This is a genomic window from Herbiconiux sp. FW305-C-125, assembly GCF_058783455.1.
In genome coordinates this window covers 322,949-342,135 of record NZ_JBYSYO010000004.1, presented here as the reverse complement: position 1 = coordinate 342,135, position 19,187 = coordinate 322,949, and the positions used below count along the sequence as shown (strand labels likewise).

Here is a 19,187-nt window from a genome sequence, read left to right as displayed (position 1 = left end):
CAGCGGCGCTGGAACGAGGTCGACAAGCCCGTGGTGATGAACGGGTCGTGGCCCGAGGCGCCGCGACTCATCGAGGACGCGTACTCGGTGACGGATGCGGTGGTCGTCGGCTCCCTGCTCGTCTCATTACTGCGCCACGCCGACCGCGTCTCGATGGCGAACCTCGCGCAGCTGGTGAACGTGATCGCCCCCATCCGCTCGGAGCCGGGCGGGCCGGCCTGGCGGCAGAGCACCTTCTTCCCGTTCCAGCGCGCCGCGCAGCTGGCGGCGGGGCGCGTGGTCGACCCGGCCGCGCATCCGGAGGCCTCGGTGCCGGTGGCTCCGACGGCTCGCTACGCGGATGCCCCGCTGCTCGACGCGGTGGCGACGGTCGGCGACGACGGCACGATCGCGCTGTTCGTGACGAACCGGTCGCTCACCGACGCGGCAGCCGTGTCGGTGTCGGTCGGGGTGGTGGCCGCCGGGCTGCGGATCGCGCGCGCCGACACCCTCACCGTGCCCGACGGTGGCGACCGCCACACCATCAACGACGCCGCCGCGCAGCCGGTCGGGTTCACCCCGCTTGGCGACGCCGCGGAGCTCTCGCCGGCCGACGACGGCGGCGCGCTCCTCACCCTCACGCTCCCCGCCCTCTCGTGGTCGGCGATCGAACTCACTTCCGCCCCCGACTCCGAGGACGACCATGTCTGACTTCCAGATCGGCGACGAGCACTTCCTGCTCGACGGCGAGCCCTTCCGCATCCTCTCGGGGGCGCTGCACTACTTCCGCGTGCATCCTGATCTGTGGCGGGACCGCATCCGCAAGGCGCGCCAGATGGGGCTCAACACCATCGAGACCTACGTGGCCTGGAACGCGCACGCGCCCCGGCCGGGGGAGTTCGACCTCAGCGGCTCGCTCGACCTCGGGCGGTTCCTCGACGAGGTCGCGGCCGAGGGGATGCACGCGATCGTGCGCCCCGGGCCGTACATCTGCGCCGAGTGGGACAACGGGGGCCTGCCGGCCTGGCTGTTCTCGTCGGGCACCGTCGGCGTGCGCCGCGACGAGCCGCAGTACCTCGCAGCGGTCACCGAGTACTTCGAGCAGCTCGCGCCCGTGCTCGTGCCGCGGCAGGTCGGCAACGGGGGGCCGATCATCCTCGTGCAGATCGAGAACGAGTACGGCGCCTACGGCTCCGACCCGGTCTACCTCGAGAAGCTCGTCGAGCTGAACCGGGCCATCGGTCTCACGGTGCCGTTCACCACCGTCGACCAGCCCACCGCGCAGATGCTCGAGGACGGCAGCCTGCCGAGCCTGCACAAGACCGCGTCGTTCGGTTCACGCTCGGCGGAGCGCCTCGCGACGCTGCGCGAGCACCAGCCGACGGGCCCGCTCATGTGCTCGGAGTTCTGGGACGGCTGGTTCGACAACTGGGGCGCCCACCACCACACCACCTCGGTGGAGCAGTCGGCTCAGGACCTCGACGACCTGCTCGCGGCGGGTGCGTCGGTGAACATCTACATGTTCCACGGCGGCACCAACTTCGGCTTCACCAACGGGGCGAACGACAAGGGCGTGTACCAGCCGATCGTCACCTCCTACGACTACGACGCCCCGCTCGACGAGGCGGGCGACCCCACGGCGAAGTACCACGCCTTCCGCGAGGTGCTGGCTCGCTACACCCCGCTGGCCGTCGACGACGTGCCGGTCGCCGCCGGCCCGGCGCGCGCGCTCGAGGTTCCGCTCGCCCGCTCCGTGCCGCTCGCCGCGGTGATCGACCGCCTCGGCACGTGGACGCCGCACGACGAGCTGCCCTCGATGGACTCGCTCGGGCACTACTCCGGGTTCGCCGTCTACCGGGCCGAGATCGACATCGCCGGGCCCGCCGTGCTCGAGCTCGACGAGGTGCGCGACCGGGCCCAGGTCTTCCTCGACGGGCGGCCGATCGGGGTCTTCGCCCGCGACCACCACGACCGGTCGATCGCCCTGCCGACGGATGCGCGGGGCGTGCTCGAGATCCTGGTCGAAGACCAGGGCCGCGTCGACTACGGCGCGCGCATCGGCGAGCCGAAGGGGCTCATCGGCGGCGCCCGCATCAACGGCGAGCCCCTGCGCCGCTGGCTGGTGCTGCCCCTCGAGCTCAGCTCCGGGGCCGAGTCCGAGTCCGCGTCCGCGTCCGCGTCCGCGAGCGAGCTCGACGGGTTCGCGGGGGTCGTCGCGGCGCTGTCCGCGGTGGCGCCGGGTGAGGCATCCGTCGTCGCCGGTCCGGCGTTCGCGTTCGGCCGCTTCGACCTGCCGCCGGTGGCACCGGGCGGGCGGGCCGACCTGTTCCTCGCCACGCGCTCGTGGGGCAAGGGCGTGGTCTGGGTGAACGGCTTCTGCCTCGGCCGCTACTGGTCCCGCGGCCCGCAGCACACCCTCTACGTGCCGGCGCCCCTGCTGCGCGAGTCGGCCAACGAGATCGTGGTCTTCGAGCTGCACTCCGGCACCGCCGCGGCGTCGTTCGTGCCCGCCCCCGACCTCGGCCACACCGACTTCTAGCGCCGCCCCCGGGGCGCGCCGCACACGCGGCCGCGTGCCGGCTTAGCCAGAACGACGGAGATCGGCGGCCATCCGCGCCAACGATGGAGCCAGCGCCCGAAGCTCGATCTCACCTCCGTCGTTTCGGCGCGGCACGCCACAGCGGGCGGCGCGGCGCTAGATTGAGGGGCGAGGCGGGAGGGGTGCGGATGGCGCGCAGCACGTTCCCCGCCGCCGCTGCGTCCGCGCCCGAGTCCGGCGCGGCGTCGCCCAGCACCGTCGACGACCGCGAGCTTCTCCAGGCGCTCGCCGCGGCGGGCATCCGGAGTGCCGATGTCGACGCCTCCGAGCGGCGCCGCTCCGAGTACTCGAGCGACGCCTCGAACTACCGCGTGCGCCCGCGCGTGGTCGTGTCGCCCCGCGATGCCGACGAGGTGGCGGCGGTCGTCGCCGTCGCCCGCGCGACCGGGGTGCCCATCACCCCGCGAGGCGGCGGCACCTCGGTGGCGGGCAACGCCATCGGTCCGGGCATCGTGCTCGACACGCTGCGCCACCTCGGCGGAGTGCGCGACATCGACCCGGATGCCCGGACCGCCGACGTGGGCCCCGGCCTCGTGCTCGGCGCCCTGCAGCGGGCGGCCGCCCCGCACGGCCTGCGCTTCGGGCCCGACCCCTCCACCTGGGCGCGCTGCACCCTCGGCGGCATGATCGGCAACAACGCCTGCGGCCCGCACGCCCTCGCCTACGGCCGCACCGCCGACAACATCGAGTCGCTCGACGTGATCGACGGGCGCGGCCGTCGCCTTCACCTGGCAGCAGGACTTGACCCGGTGCCGGACCTGCAGACGCTCATCGACGCATCGCTCGGCTTGGTGCGCACCGAGCTCGGCCGGTTCGAGCGGCAGATCTCGGGCTACTCGCTCGAGCACCTGCTGCCCGAGCGGGGGCGGCAGCTCGCGCAGGCGTTCGCCGGCACCGAGGGCACCCTGGGGGTGGTGGTGGGCGCACGGCTGCGCCTGGTGCCGGTCGCGGACGAACCCGTTCTCGTCGTGCTCGGCTACCCCGACATGCCCGCCGCCGCCGACGCGGTGCCCGCGATCGTCGCCCACGGCGCGCTCGCGATCGAGGGCCTCGACGCCCGGCTGGTCGACGTCGTCCGCCGCCACCGCGAGTCGGTTCCGGTGCTGCCCGAGGGGGCCGGCTGGCTGATGGTCGAAGTGGGCTCGGGCCCCGGCGGGGACGCCATGGAGAAGGCGCGGGCGATCGTGGCCGACGCGGGGGCGATGGCTGCGCGTATCCTGCCCGCCGGGCCCGACGCGCGGGCGCTGTGGCGCATCCGCGAAGACGGCGCCGGGCTCGCGGGCCGCACGGAGGCCGGCCGCCAGGCCTGGCCCGGCCTCGAAGATGCGGCGGTTCCGCCCGAGAACCTCGGCCGGTACCTGCGCGATTTCGACCGGTTGCTCGCCCGGTACGAGCTGCACGGCGTGCCGTACGGACACTTCGGCGACGGCTGCGTGCACGTGCGCCTCGACCTCCCGCTCGATCACGACGGCCGTGTGCTCTCGGCGTTCCTCGCCGATGCGGCCGCCCTCATCGCGAGCCACGGCGGCTCGCTCTCCGGCGAGCACGGCGACGGCCGGGCGCGCAGCGCGCTGCTGCCCTCGATGTACTCGCCGGAGATGATCGCGCTGTTCGGCCGGGTGAAGGGGCTCTTCGACCCCGACGACATCCTGAATCCCGGCGTGATCGTGCGGCCGCAGCCCGTCGACACCGCTCTGCGGCGCCCGCTGGCGCTCTCGGTGCGGGCGCGGGACGGATTCGCGTTCACACACGACGACGCCGATGTCACCACCGCGATGCACCGCTGCGTGGGGGTGGGCAAGTGCCGGGTCGACAACACCGCGGCCGGCGAGTTCATGTGCCCGTCGTTCCTGGCCACCGGCGACGAGAAGGATTCGACGCGCGGCCGTGCGCGAGTGCTGCAGGAGACGGTGAGCGGCGTGCGCGCGCCCGACTGGTCGAGTCGCGAACTCAGCGAATCGCTCGACCTCTGCCTCTCCTGCAAGGCCTGCTCCACCGACTGCCCGGCGGGGGTCGACCTCGCCACGCTCAAGTCGGAGACGCTGCACCGGCGCTACCGTCGACGGCTCCGCCCGGTCGCGCATTACACGCTGGGCTGGCTACCGCGGTGGGCGAGGCTCACCACCCGGGTCGGGCGCCCGGTCAACGCGCTGCTCTCGGTGCGGCCGATCGAACAACTCGTGCTGCGGCTGGGCGGCATGGATGCGCGGCGCGCCATCCCCCGTTTCGCCGAGACCCCGTTCCGCCTGAGCCGTCACGCGAGGCCGACCGGTGCGGGGGAGTCGGCGCCTCCCGCCGCGCGGTCGCGGCAACGGGTCGTGCTCTGGGCGGATTCGTTCACCGACAACTTCGCGCCCGGCATCGCCGAAGCGACCCTGGCGGTGCTCGAGGCGGCCGGCTTCGAGGTCGTCCTGCCCGAGCGGTCGGCGTGCTGCGGCCTCACCTGGATCACCACCGGTCAGCTGACCGGCGCCCGACGCCGGCTGACCGAGTTGCTCGATGTGCTGCATCCGTTCGTCGCAGCGGGCCTGCCGATCCTCGGACTCGAGCCCTCGTGCACGGCGGTGCTGCGCTCCGACCTGCAGGAACTGCTGCCCGACGACCCGCGCGCGGCCGAGGTGGGTGCCGCCACCCGCACGCTCGCCGAGCTCCTGACCGGGCCGCTCGCCGACGGCCGGTGGTCGCCGCCCGACCTCACGGGCGTCGACGTCGTGGTGCAGCCGCACTGCCACCAACACTCGGTCATGGGCTTCGCGGCCGATCGCGCTCTGCTCGCGAGCTGCGGCGCGACCGTCACCGAGCTCGCAGGGTGCTGCGGCCTGGCCGGCAACTTCGGCATGGAACGCGGGCACTACGAGGTGTCGGTGGCAGTGGCCGGCACGTCGCTGCTGCCTGCGCTGGCTGCCGCCCCGCCCGGCGTGGTCTTCCTGGCCGACGGTGTGTCGTGCCGCACCCAGGCCGATCAGCTCGCGGGCGTGAGTGGCCGCCATCTCGCCGAGCTCCTGGCGCTGCACCGCACGACTGGGAATCGGCCGTCACGCGATTGACAAGCGGGGCCGTCGTCACGAAAAATGCACCCAGCGGGTTGTGACGACACGGGCCGTGACGAGACCCGAGGAGCAACGCCGATGACGCCGAGTGCCGGTGCGACCGACGACACGCGCGTCGACGCCGTGGCGAAGGAGCTCGTCGCCTTCCGCTCGGTGCTCCGCGGCAAGGGGCGGCTCGTGCTCGGGGGGCGCGTCATCCTCCTCGGCGGAGACGAGCACGCCGTGGTGGTGGCCCGGGCGCTGCTCGCGATCGGCGTGCAGGAGCTCACGTTCGGCTCCGGCGGCGCCGAGGTGCGTGCTGCGGCGGCCGAGCTTCTCGGTGAACGGTCGTCGCGCGTCGTGAACGTCGCCGAAGGAGGCGGGTTGCTCGGCCAGTGGCAGACCGCCCACGGCGTGGTCGATGCCCGGGCGGGCCGCGACGAACTGCCGCTCGAGCGGGCGCTGCTCGCGCCGGGCGCCTGGGTGGTACGGTGCACACCGTCCGTCGCCGACACGGCGCCGGTGCTCGTCACCGAAGGGTGACCAGCAGCGGCGAGCGGTTTCAGGCGACGACCCACTCCTCCAGCACGGCCTTCGCCGCTTCGAGCGTGCCGTGCCGGCCGAGGTCACGTCCGTTCGCCGACGTCACGACGAAGCCGCGCGTCCACCGCTCAGAGACGATGCCGAGGGCCCGTCCGTCGTGATCGGACGCCACCCACAGGCCCGATTGCACACAGCGCCACACCATCGTGCGTGCCGCCGTCTCGTCCAACACCGCTGATTCACCCATCAGATCTCACCCCTTGCCTCGCGCGCACCCTCGCGCTCTTCTCACACAACACCCGACCCAGCCGAAGTGCTGGGGCTTGACGGCGCGGCGGAACCGTGCTGGCGCGTGTCCTCAGGCCGCGACCGTGAGCGGCAGCGCCGATGCGAGCTCGACCGCCGGACCGGCGAGCAGTCGCGCGGCCGCGCCGAGCGACGCCGCTTCCCCGCGCACGCCGCCGTCGTCGTCGATCGCCACGTAGCTGCCGTCGGCGCGCACCACGAAACCGCGGAACTCGTCGTCTTCGCTGATGCCGTAGCTGCCGTCGTCATAACGCCGCACCAGGAACAGGTGGCCGGCGGAGTTCATCCATGCAGTCTTCATGAGGTGTGGCCTTTCTCGATACGGTCGGATACTTCATTGAGCACGCGCGCGACGGTGGTCGCGTCGTCCTCGCTCAGGCCGGCCATCACATCCACCACCGTCTGGTGGAAGTCGTGATAGCCGTGGCCGATCTTCTCGGCGGCGGCGACCGTCGGGCGCAGCAACTGCGCACGCCGGTCGGACGGATGGGGGAACCGCTCGAGATCGCCCATGCGCTCGAGCCGGTCGATGACGTTCGTGACGGAGGCGTTGGAGATGCCGAGCATCACGACGAGGTCTTTGGGGCCGGTATCGCGATCTTCGCGCTGGGCCTGCAGCAGGTAGCGGATGGCGCGGAACTCGTTTTCGCTGAGACCGCTCGCCACACGCACGCGGTCGATCGCCTGCTCCTCGGTGTTCTGCACCCGCAGCAGGGCGCGCACGGCGTCGCGCGCGGCGGTGGAGCCCGGCTCGTCCGCGTACAGGTGCTCGGCCTCGCGGCGCACGACGTTCTGCGGCATCAGGCCACCCGGCGCAGGACCGGCTCGCGGCGCGACTCGGCCAGCGGCACGGCGACGGCGATGGGCTGCGTCACCGGTTCGGGCTCCGGCTGCCGTGGCAGGCGGCCGGGCTGAGCTTCGAGCGCAGCCTGCGCCCGTTCGAAGTCGGCGTAGTCGCCGAGGTACTCGGCGAACTCGTTGCGCACGTAGAAGTGCGCCCCGTGCTGATCGATCGTGCCGGCGAAGCCGCCATCCCGCGTGCCCACCCAGAATCCCTCGTCGGCAACCCGCCAGATCAGATCGTTCATGCTTCGAATATGCCAGAGGGTGAAATATGTGTCCAACGAGCCTTCCAGGGGTTGACATACATAGTTCACACCGGCTAAGAGACGTTGACATGAAGCTCACCGTGCACATCCAGATCACCCTCGACGGCGTGGCCCAGGCCAACGGCGGCAACAACGAGACCACCGACCCGGGGTTCACCCGCGGCGGCTGGGCGCTCCCGCTCGGCGACGAGGAGGGCGTCGCCTACATCCTCGAGGCCTGGCGCCGGCCGGACGCGTTCCTGCTCGGCCGCACGACCTTCGACCTCTTCGCGCCCTACTGGGGGTCGCAGGTGGGCGACGGCGGGTTCGGGGACGCCATCACCCTGAAACCCAAATACGTCGTGTCGAACACGCTCACCGAGCCGGAGTGGCAGAACACGACCGTCCTCTCCGGCGACGTGGCCGCGGCGGTCAGTGAACTCAAGGCACAGCCGGGCGGGGAGCTGCTCGTCGTCGGAAGCGCCGCCCTCGCCGGCTGGCTGCTCGAGCAGCGCCTGGTCGACGAGCTCGACATCGTGCAGTTCCCCGTCATCGTCGGCGAGGGCAAGCGCTTCTTCCCGGAGCACGGCCCCGACTACGCCCTCGACCTGATCGGTCACCGCGTCTTCAGCACGGGCGTGGTCGCGCAGACCTACCGCGTCGGCGGCCGCCCCCAGTACGCCTGACCCGGCGTCAGCGCGAACGCGCCGGGGTCAGGCCTGGACGTCGCCGCGCCAGGCACCGGTCTCGGTGCCGGCGCGCTCGATGAACTCCTTGAAGTTCTCGAGATCCTTCTTCACCGCGTGCTTGCCGGCGCCGAGTGCGGCGCCTGCCTTCTCGACGAAGCCTTCCGGCTCCCAGTCGATCTGCACGGTGACCCGCGAGGTGTCGTCGCTCAGCTTGTGGAAGGTCACCACGCCGGCGTGCTCGGTGTCGCCGCCCACGCTGTTCCAGGCGACGCGCTCATCGGGGTGCTGCTCGGTGATCTCGGCGTCGAACTCGCGTTCGGCGCCGGCGACCTTCACCTTCCAGTGGGTGAGGGTGTCGCTCGTCTGGCTGATCGACTCGACCTCCTGCAGGAACTGGGGGAAGCTCTCGAACTGAGTCCACTGGTTGTACGCGGTCGAGACGGGGACGTTGACGTCGATGCTCTCGATGATCTGGACCATGGTGTGCTCCTAGGGGTCTAGCGGTCGGATGTCGTCCCTTCAGCGAACGCCCGCAGTGGCCGCCTGCCACGGGGTTGACAGTCCTTTTTCAGACTGTGCCCGGTCAGCCCCGCGGGTCGAGGATGATCTTGCCGCGCACCTCGCCGCTCATGCTCGCCCGCTGCGCCTCAGCGGCGGCGCGGAGCGGGTAGCGCGCGCCGATCTCCACCTCGAACTCGCCCAGCTCGATCAGTTCGGCGGCGACCGCATACGCCTCGGCGCGCCAGGCCTGATCCTCTTCGGAGAGCGGGAGCGGGTTGCCGCCCGCCCAGGCGAGGATGCCGAGCTCGGCCGCGCGCGCCCCCGCCACGACGGTGCCGATGCGCGATCGGTCGGCCACCAGCTCGAACGACACCTGGAGTGCCTCGTCGGTGCCCGCCGCGTCGAGCACGGCGTCGATCGGGCCGGGTGCGGCGGCGCGGATGTTCTCGAGGAGGCCGTGGCCGTACTCCACCGGAATGGCGCCGAGCTCGCCCATCCGGGCCTGGTTGCGCTCGCCGCCGGTGGCGATCACCGTCGCGCCCCAGTTGCGGGCGAACTGGATGACGGCCTGCCCCACCGCGCCCGAGCCGCCGTGCACGAGCACCGTCGTGCCGAGTTCGACGCCGAGCGACTTCAGCGCCTGGTACGCCGTCGACGCCGGCACGCCGATCGCGGCGGCCTCGTCCCAGCCGACCGCGGCGGGCTTCCGCACCAGCTGGTCGACGGATGCGACGACGTGCGTCGCGTAGGTGCCGTGCGCCCCGCGCAGAAAGACCTCGTCGCCCACGCTCCACCCGTCGACGCCGTCGCCCGTCTCGACGACCACGCCCGACGCATCCGACCCGGGCACGCGGGGCCCGGTGAACGGCGGGCTCGGGCGCGTGCCGGAGCGCAGCTTCGAGTCGATCGGGTTCACGCCGATCGCCCGCGTCTCGACCACGACCTGCCCGCTGCCGGCCTCAGGCGTGGGAACCTCGACGTACCGGAGCACCTCCGGCCCGCCCAACTCCGTGTACTGCACCTGTGCGCTCATCCGCCCCTCCTCGATTGTTGCCCCGCGTCGTAGCTCAAAGCGTCTCCCGGATCGCGGCGGCGGCGCGTTGCGCCACGGCACGATCATTGGCCGAAACCGCGCCCCATGCAGGGTGATAGTCATCCGCCAGCACGGCGAATGCGGGCCGGAGATCCCGCCGGTCCTTGAGGGTGGCTCGATCCATCCCCAGCCCGAGCCGACCGCCAGAAGCGGCGAGCAGGGTTGACCAGATCCTCCAGATGTCGGCCACGATCCCGGTTGTCGTCTCGATAGGCGGCACTCTTTACCACAACCGCGCCCAGGGCATCGGGCACTGAGATGATCACGGATTCACTGGCAATCCGTACTTCGTACCTGTCTTGACGCTCGATCGCTTGCCGAGCAGCGGAGGTCTGAAAGATTGCATGACCGTGCCATCTCGGGGTGCCGCGCCCACGCTCCACCATCACGTCGACTACGTCGTCGCCGCGTACGAACCGGTGGATGAACGGCGACAGTCCCGGCTTCACGGCTTCGAAACCGATCTGCTGGAGGGGCCCCGCCACCAGCCCGACGCTGGCGCTCGCGATGTCGATCAGGAGATCGACGTCCCTGGTGGAGCGCATGGTCTGGATACCTGCGCGGAGTGAGTGGGCTTGCACCATGAGCCCGCCCACCAGGACCCACGACTCCGGCGGCGTGACCAGGGCGACCTCGGCCAGGACGGCCCATGGCTCCTCGGCCCCTGGAATATCGATCAGGTGCGTCTGGCCAGCCATCGTGCCTTCATCGTATCCAGCGCATCCAACCCCACGCGGCGCACGCGCGTGTCGGTGTCGCGACAGCAATCGACGGCTACGAGCGCACGCGGCGTGTTCCGTGCAGCGGGCGACGCCGAAAGGAAGCTGGCCGTGTGGAGTGCGATGTCTCCGTCGGGATCGGCGGCCATGCCTGCCTCATCGAGCAGATCGCCGAGGGAGATCCCGACGACATAGCCGTGCAGCACACGAGACCGTCCGAGGAGATGCGTGCCGAGCAGGTCGGAGGCACTGGCGCCCGTGGGGGCGAGATGGCTGGCTGCGGCCTCGGGGTCTCGAGCGAAGTAGGGTCTGATCTCGATCAACTGGGAGATCTTCCTCCACAGGTCGTCCGTGCTGGTCGATCGCAACAGATCGCGGGAGCGTGCATCGAGCTCGGTGTCGTCGGACAAGGCGGCGATGATCGCCGCTGCCGTTCGAGGAGACCATGGGCGGCCGGGAGCTGCCGACAACTGCCGTCGATCCTGCACGGATGCAAGATCGACCGCCCAGTGCTTCGGACCCAGACGCCGCCCGACCAGCTCGCCGCCGCGCAGCAACTGACCTACGCGGTCCTGGGAAATGCCGAGCTGCGCAGCTGCTTCGGCCGTTGAGATCTCCACGATGCATAATCCTTCGGCTATACGAATATTTATACACCTTTCTCTATGGGATCGGGCGGCGGCCGCGGGTGATCGGGCAACAGCCGTGCGCGGTCCGGGCGGATGATGGAGGGACGTGAACGGGCGACGGAAGGCGGATGCGGTGAGCGATGTGGTGCGGATCGGGTTCGTGCTCTTTCCGAAGGTGACCCAGCTGGATCTGACCGGGCCGCTGCAGGTGTTCTCGGCCGTGCCGGGCGTGGAGGTGCACCTCGTGGCCGCGAGCCTCGACCCCGTGCCGACCGACACCGTGCTCGCGCTCGCGCCCACCATCACGCTCGACGCCTGCCCCCAGCTCGACGTGGTCTGCGTGCCCGGCGGTCAGGGCGTCAATCTCGTGCTCGACGATCGGGCGCTGCTGGCGTTCCTGCGCCGGCAGGCCGAGGGCGCCCGGTACGTCACCTCGGTGTGCACCGGGGCCCTGCTGCTCGGCGCCGCCGGCTTGCTCGACGGGTATCGCGCGACGACCCACTGGAGCGCCATCGAGTTCCTCGAGCTGTTCGGCGCCACCCCGGTGCGCTCGCGGGTGTGCATCGACCGCGACCGGATGACCGGCGGCGGTGTGACGGCGGGCATCGATTTCGGTCTGCACCTCGTCGCCGAACTCTTCGGGCGGTCGGTCGCCGAGGGCGTGCAGCTGCAGCTCGAATACGACCCGCACCCGCCCTTCGAGGCCGGTTCGCCCGACACCGCCCCGGCCGAGGTGCTGCAGTCCCACCGCGAGCGCACCGAAGCGTCCCAGGCCGACCGGGCCACGCGGGTGCGCCGCGCCGCTGCTGCACTGCGCCCGTAACGGTCGCGGTCCACCCCAAGCGGGCACGTATCGGGCGGAAAAAAGGGCGAAACGGGTGGTTCGCGGGCAAAAACAGCCCGCATGATGGTCACCATGACCGCACGGTGCGGTCGTACCCGACTCGACGAGGAGGTGGGGGCCATGGCCCGTTCGGGCGAGGAGCGTCGCAAGCGCATCCTGGATCTGGTGCGATCCGGCGGCCGTCGCGAGGTGCAGGACATCGCGAGCGACCTGGACGTGGCCGTCGAGACCGTGCGTCGCGACCTGCGTCTGCTCGAAGACCGCCACCTGCTGCAGCGTGTGCACGGTGCCGCCGTCCCGGTCGAGAGCGGGAGCTTCGAGACCGCGCTCGACCACCGGGCGCAGACCCGCCTGGCCGAGAAGCGCCGCATTGCGGCTGCCGCCGTCGAGGCCATCGGCGATGCGCAGACCATTTTCCTCGACGAGGGCTACACCCCCATGCTCATCGCCGAGGCGATCGCCGAGCTCACGCATCCGCTCACGGTGGTCACGGCGTCGCTCGCCAACGCGATCGCCATCGGCAAGGCGCCGCACCACTCGGTGCTCGTGCTCGGCGGCCGGGTGCGCAGCCGCACCCTCGCCACCGTCGATCACTGGGCCACCGGGATGCTCGCCCAGCTGAACCTCGACCTCGCCATCCTCGGCGCCAACGGCATCACCGTCGAGCACGGCCTCACCACCCCCGATCCCGCGGTGGCGGAGGTGAAGCGCACCGCCGTGGAGGTCTCGCGGCGGCGCGTGTTCATCGGCATCCACACCAAGTTCGGGGTGACCAGCTTCTGCACCTTCGCCCGGGTGCAGGACTTCGAACTCCTCATCACCGAAGAGGCGCTGCCGCTCCGGCAGGCCCAGCGGTTCGCCGCTCTCGGCCCCCACGTCGAGCGCGTCTGACCACCTGTCCCCCGACCCGGACACCTGACTCCACGACCCAACCCGAAGCACCCGACCCATCCCACGAAAGGCACACCACCATGCGATCACGATTCCTCCCGATGGCCCTCGCCGGCACCGCCGCCGTCGCCCTCGCACTCACCGGCTGCAGCGACGGGCCGGGGACGACGACGTCCGCGTCCGGCGCCGCCGACGGCGGCGAAGGCGGTGCGACGAGCATCCAGTTCGTCAACCCGCTGCCCAACTACCCCGCCTGGCGGCTGATCGGCGACTGCATGGCCGATGAGGCCAAGACCCGCGGTGTCGATTTCACCGAGACCGGCCCGACCGGCCAGGCGATGGACCCGACCACGATGATCGAGCAGATCCAGGGCGCGATCGCCAACAAGAAGAGCGGCATCATCACCCTCCCGGCCAGCGACGCCTTCGGACCCCTGCTCGACCAGGCGCGGGACGCGGGCATCGTCACCACCACGATGTACGGCGACGGCGCCGACGGCAGTGGCGCCGACATCAACGTGGGCATCGACTGGACCGAGCTCGGCGCCATCTACGTGGCCGAGGTCGAGAAGCTCCCGGGCGACAAGAAGCTCGGCCTGATCGCCCCCGGCGACACCGGCATCGGCAAGTCGTTCATGGACGGCGTGAAGGCGGCGGTGGCCGACACCGACGACATCGAGATCGTCGGCGAGGTCTACACCGGCGACGACTCGGCGAAGGCCCTCGCGCAGACCAACGCCCTGCTCACGGCGCACCCCGAGGTGAACGTGATCGCCACCAACATGGGCACCGTCACCCAGGGCGCCGTCTCGGCCATCGAGGCGAAGGGCTTGACCGGCAAGGTCTCGTTCATCGGCAACGGCCCCGACAACGGCGGCAAGGAGGCGATCGAGAGCGGCGCCGAGTACCGCTTCCTGCTGCAGGCGCTCTGCCAGGCCGGTGCGGATGCGCTCGACGAGACCGTCGACCGCATCGAGAGCGGGGAGGCCGCGGGGGGACCGGCGAAGCTCATCACCGTGGGCACGAAGATGGCCACGAAAGACGACTACGCCGAGCTGATCGAGCAGGGGTGGGCGTGATGGCCGGCGCCACGACGCCGACCGCGCCCGCAGCCGTCCCCGCGCTCGAGCTCCGCGGCATCCGCAAGTCGTTCGGCTCCGTCGCCGCCCTCGAAGACGTGCACTTCGCCGCCTACCGCGGCGAGGTGCACGCCATCGTCGGCGACAACGGCGCCGGCAAGTCGACCACCATCAAGATCGTCACGGGCATCCACAAGAGCGACGGCGGCGAGATCATCGTCGACGGCGAGGGGATGGATGCGGTGCACGGCGCGAGCGAGGCGCTCGACAAGGGCATCGCGGTGGTCTACCAGGACCTCGCGCTGGTGGAGTGCCTCGACATCGCCACCAACATGGCCCTCGGCAACCTGCCCAAGCGGTTCGGCCTCGTGCTAGACCGCCGGCGGATGGACCGCGAGGCGCAGAAGGTGCTGGCCGACCTCAACGTGCGGGTCGGCGACGTGAAGACGCCGGTGGGCCTGCTCTCGGGCGGCCAGCGCCAGGTGGTCGCGATCGCCCGGGCGGTGCGGATGGACAAGCCGATCATGCTGCTCGACGAGCCCACCGCGGCGCTCGGCGTGCAGGAGACCGCGCACGTCGGCCGGATGATCGACGAGCTGCGCGCCGCCGGCAAGGCCGTGATCTGCATCAGCCACGACCTCGACTTCGTGTTCCGGCACGCCGACCGCATCACGGTGCTCCGGCTCGGCAACAGCGTGGGAACCCGGGTGGTGGCCGACACCACCCGGGACGAGATCCTCGGCATGATCACCGGCGCCATCCCCCGCGACGCCCAGAAGGAGACACCATGACCCGCATCACCGTCACCGGCCGCATCGCGAATCCGGCGAGCGCCCCCGAGGCGCCGCCGCCCGCGCGGTCCACCCGCCGCATCGCCTCCGTGCTGCTGCGGCAGGAGGCGTCGCTGCTCGGGGTCGTCGCCGTCATCGTGATCGCCGCGACCGTGGTGAACCCGGCGTTCATCTCGCCCGACAACCTCACCGAGATCCTCCGCAGCTCGGTGATCTACTTCGTGATGGGCTGCGGCGCCGCGCTCCTCATCATCGGTGGCGGCCTCGACTTCTCGGTCGGCGCGGTGTTCACGCTGAGCGCCCTCACCGGCACCTCGCTCATGAAACTCGGCGTCTGGGTGCCGGTCGCCATCCTGGCGGCGCTCGTGGTCGCGGCGCTCGTCGGGGTGCTGAACCACCTCATCATCACCTACTGGCACGTGCCGCCGATCATCGCGACGCTCGGCACCTTCTTCATGGTGCTCGGCATCAACGCGCTCGTCACCGGCGGACTCGACGTGCTTCCGCTCCCGGCCGATTTCGTGCGGCTGGGCCAGGGCTACTTCATCGGCATCCCGAACGTGATCTGGATCGCGGTGCTGGTGGGCGTCGTGGCCTGGTTCGTGCTCGAGCACACCCGTTTCGGCGTGAACGTGCGCGCGCTCGGCGGCAACCGTCAGGCGGCTGTGGGCAACGGGCTGCGGATCAAGCGGCTCGACCTCGCGCTCTACATGATCGCCGCGGTGACCGGCGGTATCGCGGGGCTGCTCTACTCGGCCCGCGTGGGTGCGGGCCAGGTGGAGGCCGGGGGTTCTGCCACGACCCTCGTCGTGGTGACGGCCGTGCTCATCGGCGGGGTCAGCCTCCTCGGCGGCCTCGGCAACATCACCGGCGTCGCCGTCGGTGCCGTGCTGCTCTCACTGATCGACAACGCGCTCATCGTGGCGTCGATCCCGCCGCAGTACAACAACATCGTGGTCGGCGCCATCCTCGTCTGCGCGGTCGCCGTGGACTACCTGCGCCGTCAGCAGCTCTACAAGCGCCGCTGACCGCAGCCACCGCCCCCACCCCCGCGCCCTCCCGGGCGTTCAGAAAGGAACCAGTTCCCATGGCCGACCCGACCACCGCAGCGCTCGACCCCGACGTCGCCCGGCTGCTGCCAGCGCTGAACGCCGCCGCTCCGCCGGTCGGTCCCGGCACCCTCGCCGAGGAGCTGCGCGCGAGCTTCGGCGAGCTGCTCGCGCTGCTGGCGCCCGAGCCGGCGTCGGCGCCGGCGTCGTCTCCGACGCCGTTCGACGGTCGGGTCGTCGACGGGGTGGTGGAGGCAGCGGGCATCCGCATCCCCACCCGCACCTGGATTCCCGCAGAGGGCGCCGGAGGCGACGACACCGTCGTGTTCTTCCACGGCGGCGGCTGGGTGCTCGGCGACCTCGCCTCGGCCGAGCCGTCGGCCAGGGCCATCGCCGAACGGATGCACGTGCGGGTCGTCGCGGTGGACTACCGGCTGGCGCCCGAGCATCCGTTTCCCGCCGCATTCGACGACTGCCTCGCCGTGCTGCGTGCCGAGCGGGAACGCAGCTCGGGCTGGCTCGCCGTCGCGGGCGACAGCGCGGGCGGCAACCTGGCCGCGGCCGTCGCTCTCGCCGCACGCGACACCGGGCTGCGGCTCGACGCGCAGCTGCTGTTCTACCCGGCGCTCGACCCGTCGATGCACGCGGCGTCGCACGCCCGGTTCGGCGACGGATACCTGCTCACCGGCGACGCGATGCGGTACTACTGGGCGAGCTACGCGGCGGGCGCGGGAGATGCCGACGACTGGCGGTGCTCGCCCCTCGCGGCCGGCTCGCTCGCCGGCGTCGCGCCGGCGGTGGTGACGACGGCGGGGTTCGATCCGCTCCGCGACGAGGGCGACGTGTACGCCGCGCGGCTGGTCACCGACCGGGTCGTCACCGTGTCGCTGCCGGAGCCCGCGCTCATCCACGGCTGGCTCGACCAGGCGGCTCGCGTGCCCGCAGCCCGGCGCGCCCTCGACCGGTGCCTCGACGCACTGCAGCTGCTCCGCACCACGGCGCGCACCTCGACGCGCACGGAGGCGATCTCATGACGGTCTCGACTCCCACGGCGGTCTCGCACGGCCGGCTGCCGGTGGCCCCGATCCGGTTCGACCGCGCGGCGGTGACCCCGGGCATCCTGCATTTCGGCTTCGGCGCCTTCCACCGCGCGCACCAGGCCGCCTATCTCAACGCGCTGATGAACGAGGGGCTCGCGCTCGACTGGGGCATCGTCGGCGTCAACGTGCTGCCGCAGGACCAGCGGATGCACGAGGTGATGCTCGCGCAGGACTGCCGCTACACCCAGGTGCTCAAGCACGCCGACGGGCACCTCGAGGCGCACGCCATCGGCTCGGTGGTGGAGCACCTGCACGCGCCGAGCGACCCGGCGGCGGTGATCGAGCGCCTGGCCGACCCGCGCATCCGGATCGTCTCGCTCACCATCACCGAGGGCGGCTACGAGATCGACCCGGCGTCGGGCCGCTTCGCGCCGACGTCGGAGGGGGTGCTCGCCGACCTGCGCGGCCTTCCGCTCGGCGAGGCGCCGCGGTCGGTGTTCGGCTTCCTGCTGGCGGGGCTGCGGGAACGGCGGGCTCGGGGCATCCGGCCGTTCACCGTGCTGAGCTGCGACAACGTGCAGAGCAACGGCCAGGTGGCGCGCACCAGCCTCATCGCCTTCGCACGGGCGGTCGATCCGGCGCTCGCCGAGTGGATCGCGGCCGACGTCGTCTTCCCGAACACCATGGTCGACCGCATCACCCCGATCACGACCGACGACGACCGGATGCTCGTGCGCGAGGTCTTCGGCGTCGACGATGCCTGGCCGGTGGTGGCCGAGCCGTTCGCGCAGTGGGTGATCGAAGACCGCTTCGCCCTCGGCCGGCCACCGTTCGAGCGCGTCGGCGCCCAGTTCGCCGCGGAGGTGGCGCCGTACGAGACGATGAAGCTGCGGCTGTTGAACGCCTCGCACCAGGCGCTCGCGCATCCGTCGTCGTTGCTCGGGCACGTTCTGGTCGACGAGGCGATGGCCGACCCCGACGTGGTCGCCCTGCTGCGCGCCTACTACGCCGAGGCCCTGCCGACGCTCCCGCCCGTGCCGGGCGTCGACCTCGCCGCGTACTGCGAGACCCTGCTCGAGCGGTACTCGAACCCGGGCGTGCGCGACACGGTCGAGCGGCTCGCCATGGACGCGGAGAACCGGCTCGCCACGTTCCTCCTGCCCGTGGTGCGCGACCTCCTCGCCGCCGGCCGGCCCATCACCGCCTGCGCGACCGTGCTGGCCGCTCACCTCGAGCGCGCCCGGTCGGCGCCGCCGGCCGCCTCTGCCGCCTCGCTCGAGCAGACCGTCCTCTCGACCGCGTTCTTCGGCGAGCTCGCCGCCGACGCCGCGTTCACGGGGCCTGTCACGGACGCGTGGACGCAGCTCCGCACGGAGGGCGTCCGCGGATTGCTTCACCGGATGACGGTGTGAGGCCCGGCACCCGTCCAGACCTGAGAGAGTAGAGGGGTGAAGATCCTCTCCATCCAGTCGGCCGTGGCGTTCGGGCACGTGGGCAACTCCGCGGCCGTGTTCCCGTTGCAGCGCATCGGCGTCGAGGTGCTGCCCGTCTACACGGTGAACTTCTCCAACCACACAGGCTACGGCGCCTGGCGCGGGCCGCTCATCCCGGCGGAGGACGTCGCCGAGGTGATCACCGGCATCGAGGAGCGCGGGGCGTTCGGCCAGATCGACGCCGTGCTCTCCGGCTACCAGGGGAGCGTGGGCATCGCCGACGTCATCATCGACGCCGTCGCGCGGGTGAAGGCGGCCAACCCGAACGCCGTCTACTCCTGCGACCCCGTGATGGGCAACGCGAAGTCGGGCTGCTTCGTGGCCCCCGAGATCCCGGTGCTGCTGCGCGAGCGGGTGGTGCCGGTGGCCGACATCATCACGCCCAACCAGTTCGAGCTGGGCTTCCTCACCGGCACGGAGCCCCGCACGATCGACGAGACGCTCGCCTCGGTCGACTTGGTTCGTGCATCCGGGCCCCGCACCGTGCTCGTCACGAGCGTCGAGGACCCCGCGGCCGAGCCGGGGACGATCGGCATGATCGCCGCCGACGACACCGGCGCCTGGTCGGTGCGCACCCCGCTCCTGCCGATCAAGGCCAACGGATCGGGCGACGTCACCGCCGCCCTGTTCACCGCGCACTACCTCGAGACGGGGAGCGCGGCGACCGCGCTCGAGCGCACCGCGTCGAGCGTGTTCGACCTCATCGACGCGACCCTGGCGTCGGGCGAACGGGAGCTGCGACTGGTGGAGTCGCAGGAGTTCTTCGCCCACCCACGGCTGCAGTTCACCGCCACCCGGCTCCGCTGACCGTCTGCAGCGCTGAGG

The 19,187-nt window shown here is 71.5% G+C and carries 21 protein-coding genes; 13 read left to right on the top strand and 8 right to left on the bottom strand.

The genetic code is table 11. The annotated features are described in order from the left end of the window. The 4 genes from AC3WLB_RS13540 to AC3WLB_RS13525 form a co-directional block, all read left to right on the top strand. On the top strand, nucleotides 1-690 hold a 690-nt coding region (locus AC3WLB_RS13540), incomplete at its 5' end, for an alpha-L-arabinofuranosidase C-terminal domain-containing protein (RefSeq protein WP_492506772.1). Beyond that, nucleotides 683-2,518: a glycoside hydrolase family 35 protein gene (locus AC3WLB_RS13535; protein WP_492506770.1), complete on the top strand. Its 1,836-nt coding sequence runs from the start codon at nucleotides 683-685 to the stop codon at nucleotides 2,516-2,518. The genes AC3WLB_RS13540 and AC3WLB_RS13535, both read left to right, overlap by 8 nt. A 188-nt stretch (nucleotides 2,519-2,706) precedes the next feature. Further along, on the top strand, nucleotides 2,707-5,625 hold the full coding sequence (locus AC3WLB_RS13530; protein ID WP_492506768.1) for an FAD-binding and (Fe-S)-binding domain-containing protein: 2,919 nt from the start codon (nucleotides 2,707-2,709) through the stop codon (nucleotides 5,623-5,625). 81 nt (nucleotides 5,626-5,706) lie between these two features. Beyond that, nucleotides 5,707-6,150: a hypothetical protein gene (locus AC3WLB_RS13525; RefSeq protein WP_492506767.1), complete on the top strand. Its 444-nt coding sequence runs from the start codon at nucleotides 5,707-5,709 to the stop codon at nucleotides 6,148-6,150. A gap of 19 nt (nucleotides 6,151-6,169) precedes the next feature. Here the strand turns inward: AC3WLB_RS13525 and AC3WLB_RS13520 are convergent, their stop codons facing one another. The 4 genes from AC3WLB_RS13520 to AC3WLB_RS13505 form a co-directional block, all read right to left on the bottom strand. Beyond that, entirely contained in the window at nucleotides 6,170-6,397 is a 228-nt protein-coding gene (locus tag AC3WLB_RS13520; RefSeq protein ID WP_492506765.1) for a hypothetical protein, read from the bottom strand. A 111-nt stretch (nucleotides 6,398-6,508) separates the two neighbouring features. Continuing rightward, nucleotides 6,509-6,742: a hypothetical protein gene (locus AC3WLB_RS13515; protein ID WP_492506763.1), complete on the bottom strand. Its 234-nt coding sequence runs from the start codon at nucleotides 6,740-6,742 to the stop codon at nucleotides 6,509-6,511. Nucleotides 6,743-6,753: 11 nt separating this feature from the next. Beyond that, nucleotides 6,754-7,257 (bottom strand): MarR family winged helix-turn-helix transcriptional regulator, encoded by a 504-nt coding sequence (locus tag AC3WLB_RS13510; protein WP_492506761.1) that lies wholly within the window; start codon nucleotides 7,255-7,257, stop codon nucleotides 6,754-6,756. Further along, nucleotides 7,257-7,544 carry a hypothetical protein gene (locus tag AC3WLB_RS13505; protein WP_492506759.1) on the bottom strand — a complete coding sequence of 96 codons (288 nt, stop codon included), beginning with the start codon at nucleotides 7,542-7,544 and terminating at the stop codon, nucleotides 7,257-7,259. The genes AC3WLB_RS13510 and AC3WLB_RS13505 overlap by 1 nt, the downstream gene beginning before the upstream one ends. An 89-nt stretch (nucleotides 7,545-7,633) precedes the next feature. Between AC3WLB_RS13505 and AC3WLB_RS13500 the strand changes: the two genes are divergently transcribed. Continuing rightward, entirely contained in the window at nucleotides 7,634-8,230 is a 597-nt protein-coding gene (locus tag AC3WLB_RS13500) for a dihydrofolate reductase family protein (protein ID WP_492506757.1), read from the top strand. A 27-nt stretch (nucleotides 8,231-8,257) separates the two neighbouring features. Here the strand turns inward: AC3WLB_RS13500 and AC3WLB_RS13495 are convergent, their stop codons facing one another. The 4 genes from AC3WLB_RS13495 to AC3WLB_RS13480 form a co-directional block, all read right to left on the bottom strand. Further along, nucleotides 8,258-8,713 (bottom strand): SRPBCC family protein, encoded by a 456-nt coding sequence (locus tag AC3WLB_RS13495; RefSeq protein WP_492506755.1) that lies wholly within the window; start codon nucleotides 8,711-8,713, stop codon nucleotides 8,258-8,260. Nucleotides 8,714-8,816: 103 nt separating this feature from the next. Further along, the gene (locus AC3WLB_RS13490) at nucleotides 8,817-9,767 is read right to left on the bottom strand and encodes an NADP-dependent oxidoreductase (protein WP_492506753.1); all 951 of its coding nucleotides are present in this window, start codon (nucleotides 9,765-9,767) and stop codon (nucleotides 8,817-8,819) included. A 119-nt stretch (nucleotides 9,768-9,886) separates the two neighbouring features. After that, complete coding sequence (locus AC3WLB_RS13485; protein WP_492506751.1) at nucleotides 9,887-10,525, bottom strand: hypothetical protein; 639 nt, start codon at nucleotides 10,523-10,525, stop codon at nucleotides 9,887-9,889. Further along, nucleotides 10,504-11,166, bottom strand: coding sequence for a hypothetical protein (locus tag AC3WLB_RS13480; RefSeq protein WP_492506749.1), 663 nt, complete (start codon nucleotides 11,164-11,166; stop codon nucleotides 10,504-10,506). The genes AC3WLB_RS13485 and AC3WLB_RS13480 overlap by 22 nt, the downstream gene beginning before the upstream one ends. Before the next feature lie 115 nt (nucleotides 11,167-11,281). On the opposite strand from AC3WLB_RS13480, the gene AC3WLB_RS13475 reads away from it, so the two are divergent. From AC3WLB_RS13475 to pdxY, 8 genes are all read left to right on the top strand, one after another. Beyond that, nucleotides 11,282-11,998, top strand: a complete 717-nt coding sequence (locus AC3WLB_RS13475; protein WP_492506747.1) for a DJ-1/PfpI family protein — start codon at nucleotides 11,282-11,284, stop codon at nucleotides 11,996-11,998. A 93-nt stretch (nucleotides 11,999-12,091) separates the two neighbouring features. After that, a complete protein-coding gene (locus AC3WLB_RS13470) occupies nucleotides 12,092-12,910 on the top strand; it encodes a DeoR/GlpR family DNA-binding transcription regulator (RefSeq protein ID WP_492506745.1) in 819 nt (272 codons plus the stop codon). An 80-nt stretch (nucleotides 12,911-12,990) separates the two neighbouring features. Further along, the gene (locus AC3WLB_RS13465; RefSeq protein WP_492506743.1) at nucleotides 12,991-13,989 is read left to right on the top strand and encodes a sugar ABC transporter substrate-binding protein; all 999 of its coding nucleotides are present in this window, start codon (nucleotides 12,991-12,993) and stop codon (nucleotides 13,987-13,989) included. Continuing rightward, nucleotides 13,989-14,780 (top strand): ATP-binding cassette domain-containing protein, encoded by a 792-nt coding sequence (locus AC3WLB_RS13460; RefSeq protein WP_492506741.1) that lies wholly within the window; start codon nucleotides 13,989-13,991, stop codon nucleotides 14,778-14,780. Before AC3WLB_RS13465 ends, AC3WLB_RS13460 begins: the two co-directional genes overlap by 1 nt. After that, nucleotides 14,777-15,808 (top strand): ABC transporter permease, encoded by a 1,032-nt coding sequence (locus AC3WLB_RS13455; RefSeq protein WP_492506739.1) that lies wholly within the window; start codon nucleotides 14,777-14,779, stop codon nucleotides 15,806-15,808. Before AC3WLB_RS13460 ends, AC3WLB_RS13455 begins: the two co-directional genes overlap by 4 nt. A 59-nt stretch (nucleotides 15,809-15,867) precedes the next feature. Beyond that, nucleotides 15,868-16,863, top strand: coding sequence for an alpha/beta hydrolase (locus tag AC3WLB_RS13450; RefSeq protein WP_492506737.1), 996 nt, complete (start codon nucleotides 15,868-15,870; stop codon nucleotides 16,861-16,863). After that, a complete protein-coding gene (locus tag AC3WLB_RS13445; RefSeq protein WP_492506735.1) occupies nucleotides 16,860-18,281 on the top strand; it encodes a mannitol dehydrogenase family protein in 1,422 nt (473 codons plus the stop codon). Before AC3WLB_RS13450 ends, AC3WLB_RS13445 begins: the two co-directional genes overlap by 4 nt. A 36-nt stretch (nucleotides 18,282-18,317) precedes the next feature. Then, complete coding sequence (gene pdxY, locus AC3WLB_RS13440; protein WP_492506733.1) at nucleotides 18,318-19,169, top strand: pyridoxal kinase PdxY; 852 nt, start codon at nucleotides 18,318-18,320, stop codon at nucleotides 19,167-19,169. Nucleotides 19,170-19,187: the final 18 nt, after the last annotated feature.

What these genes read in the sequence shown, in the direction of transcription:
- AC3WLB_RS13495 (WP_492506755.1), bottom strand. Translation starts at nt 8,713, where the DNA reads ATGGTCCAGATCATCGAGAGCATCGACGTCAACGTCCCCGTCTCGACC.
- AC3WLB_RS13445 (WP_492506735.1), top strand. Translation starts at nt 16,860, where the DNA reads ATGACGGTCTCGACTCCCACGGCGGTCTCGCACGGCCGGCTGCCGGTG.
- AC3WLB_RS13490 (WP_492506753.1), bottom strand. Translation starts at nt 9,767, where the DNA reads ATGAGCGCACAGGTGCAGTACACGGAGTTGGGCGGGCCGGAGGTGCTC.
- AC3WLB_RS13485 (WP_492506751.1), bottom strand. Translation starts at nt 10,525, where the DNA reads ATGGCTGGCCAGACGCACCTGATCGATATTCCAGGGGCCGAGGAGCCA.
- AC3WLB_RS13535 (WP_492506770.1), top strand. Translation starts at nt 683, where the DNA reads ATGTCTGACTTCCAGATCGGCGACGAGCACTTCCTGCTCGACGGCGAG.
- AC3WLB_RS13510 (WP_492506761.1), bottom strand. Translation starts at nt 7,257, where the DNA reads ATGCCGCAGAACGTCGTGCGCCGCGAGGCCGAGCACCTGTACGCGGAC.
- AC3WLB_RS13525 (WP_492506767.1), top strand. Translation starts at nt 5,707, where the DNA reads ATGACGCCGAGTGCCGGTGCGACCGACGACACGCGCGTCGACGCCGTG.
- AC3WLB_RS13470 (WP_492506745.1), top strand. Translation starts at nt 12,092, where the DNA reads ATGACCGCACGGTGCGGTCGTACCCGACTCGACGAGGAGGTGGGGGCC.
- AC3WLB_RS13530 (WP_492506768.1), top strand. Translation starts at nt 2,707, where the DNA reads ATGGCGCGCAGCACGTTCCCCGCCGCCGCTGCGTCCGCGCCCGAGTCC.
- AC3WLB_RS13450 (WP_492506737.1), top strand. Translation starts at nt 15,868, where the DNA reads ATGGCCGACCCGACCACCGCAGCGCTCGACCCCGACGTCGCCCGGCTG.
- AC3WLB_RS13505 (WP_492506759.1), bottom strand. Translation starts at nt 7,544, where the DNA reads ATGAACGATCTGATCTGGCGGGTTGCCGACGAGGGATTCTGGGTGGGC.
- AC3WLB_RS13455 (WP_492506739.1), top strand. Translation starts at nt 14,777, where the DNA reads ATGACCCGCATCACCGTCACCGGCCGCATCGCGAATCCGGCGAGCGCC.
- AC3WLB_RS13460 (WP_492506741.1), top strand. Translation starts at nt 13,989, where the DNA reads ATGGCCGGCGCCACGACGCCGACCGCGCCCGCAGCCGTCCCCGCGCTC.
- AC3WLB_RS13515 (WP_492506763.1), bottom strand. Translation starts at nt 6,742, where the DNA reads ATGAACTCCGCCGGCCACCTGTTCCTGGTGCGGCGTTATGACGACGGC.
- AC3WLB_RS13465 (WP_492506743.1), top strand. Translation starts at nt 12,991, where the DNA reads ATGCGATCACGATTCCTCCCGATGGCCCTCGCCGGCACCGCCGCCGTC.
- AC3WLB_RS13500 (WP_492506757.1), top strand. Translation starts at nt 7,634, where the DNA reads ATGAAGCTCACCGTGCACATCCAGATCACCCTCGACGGCGTGGCCCAG.
- AC3WLB_RS13520 (WP_492506765.1), bottom strand. Translation starts at nt 6,397, where the DNA reads ATGGGTGAATCAGCGGTGTTGGACGAGACGGCGGCACGCACGATGGTG.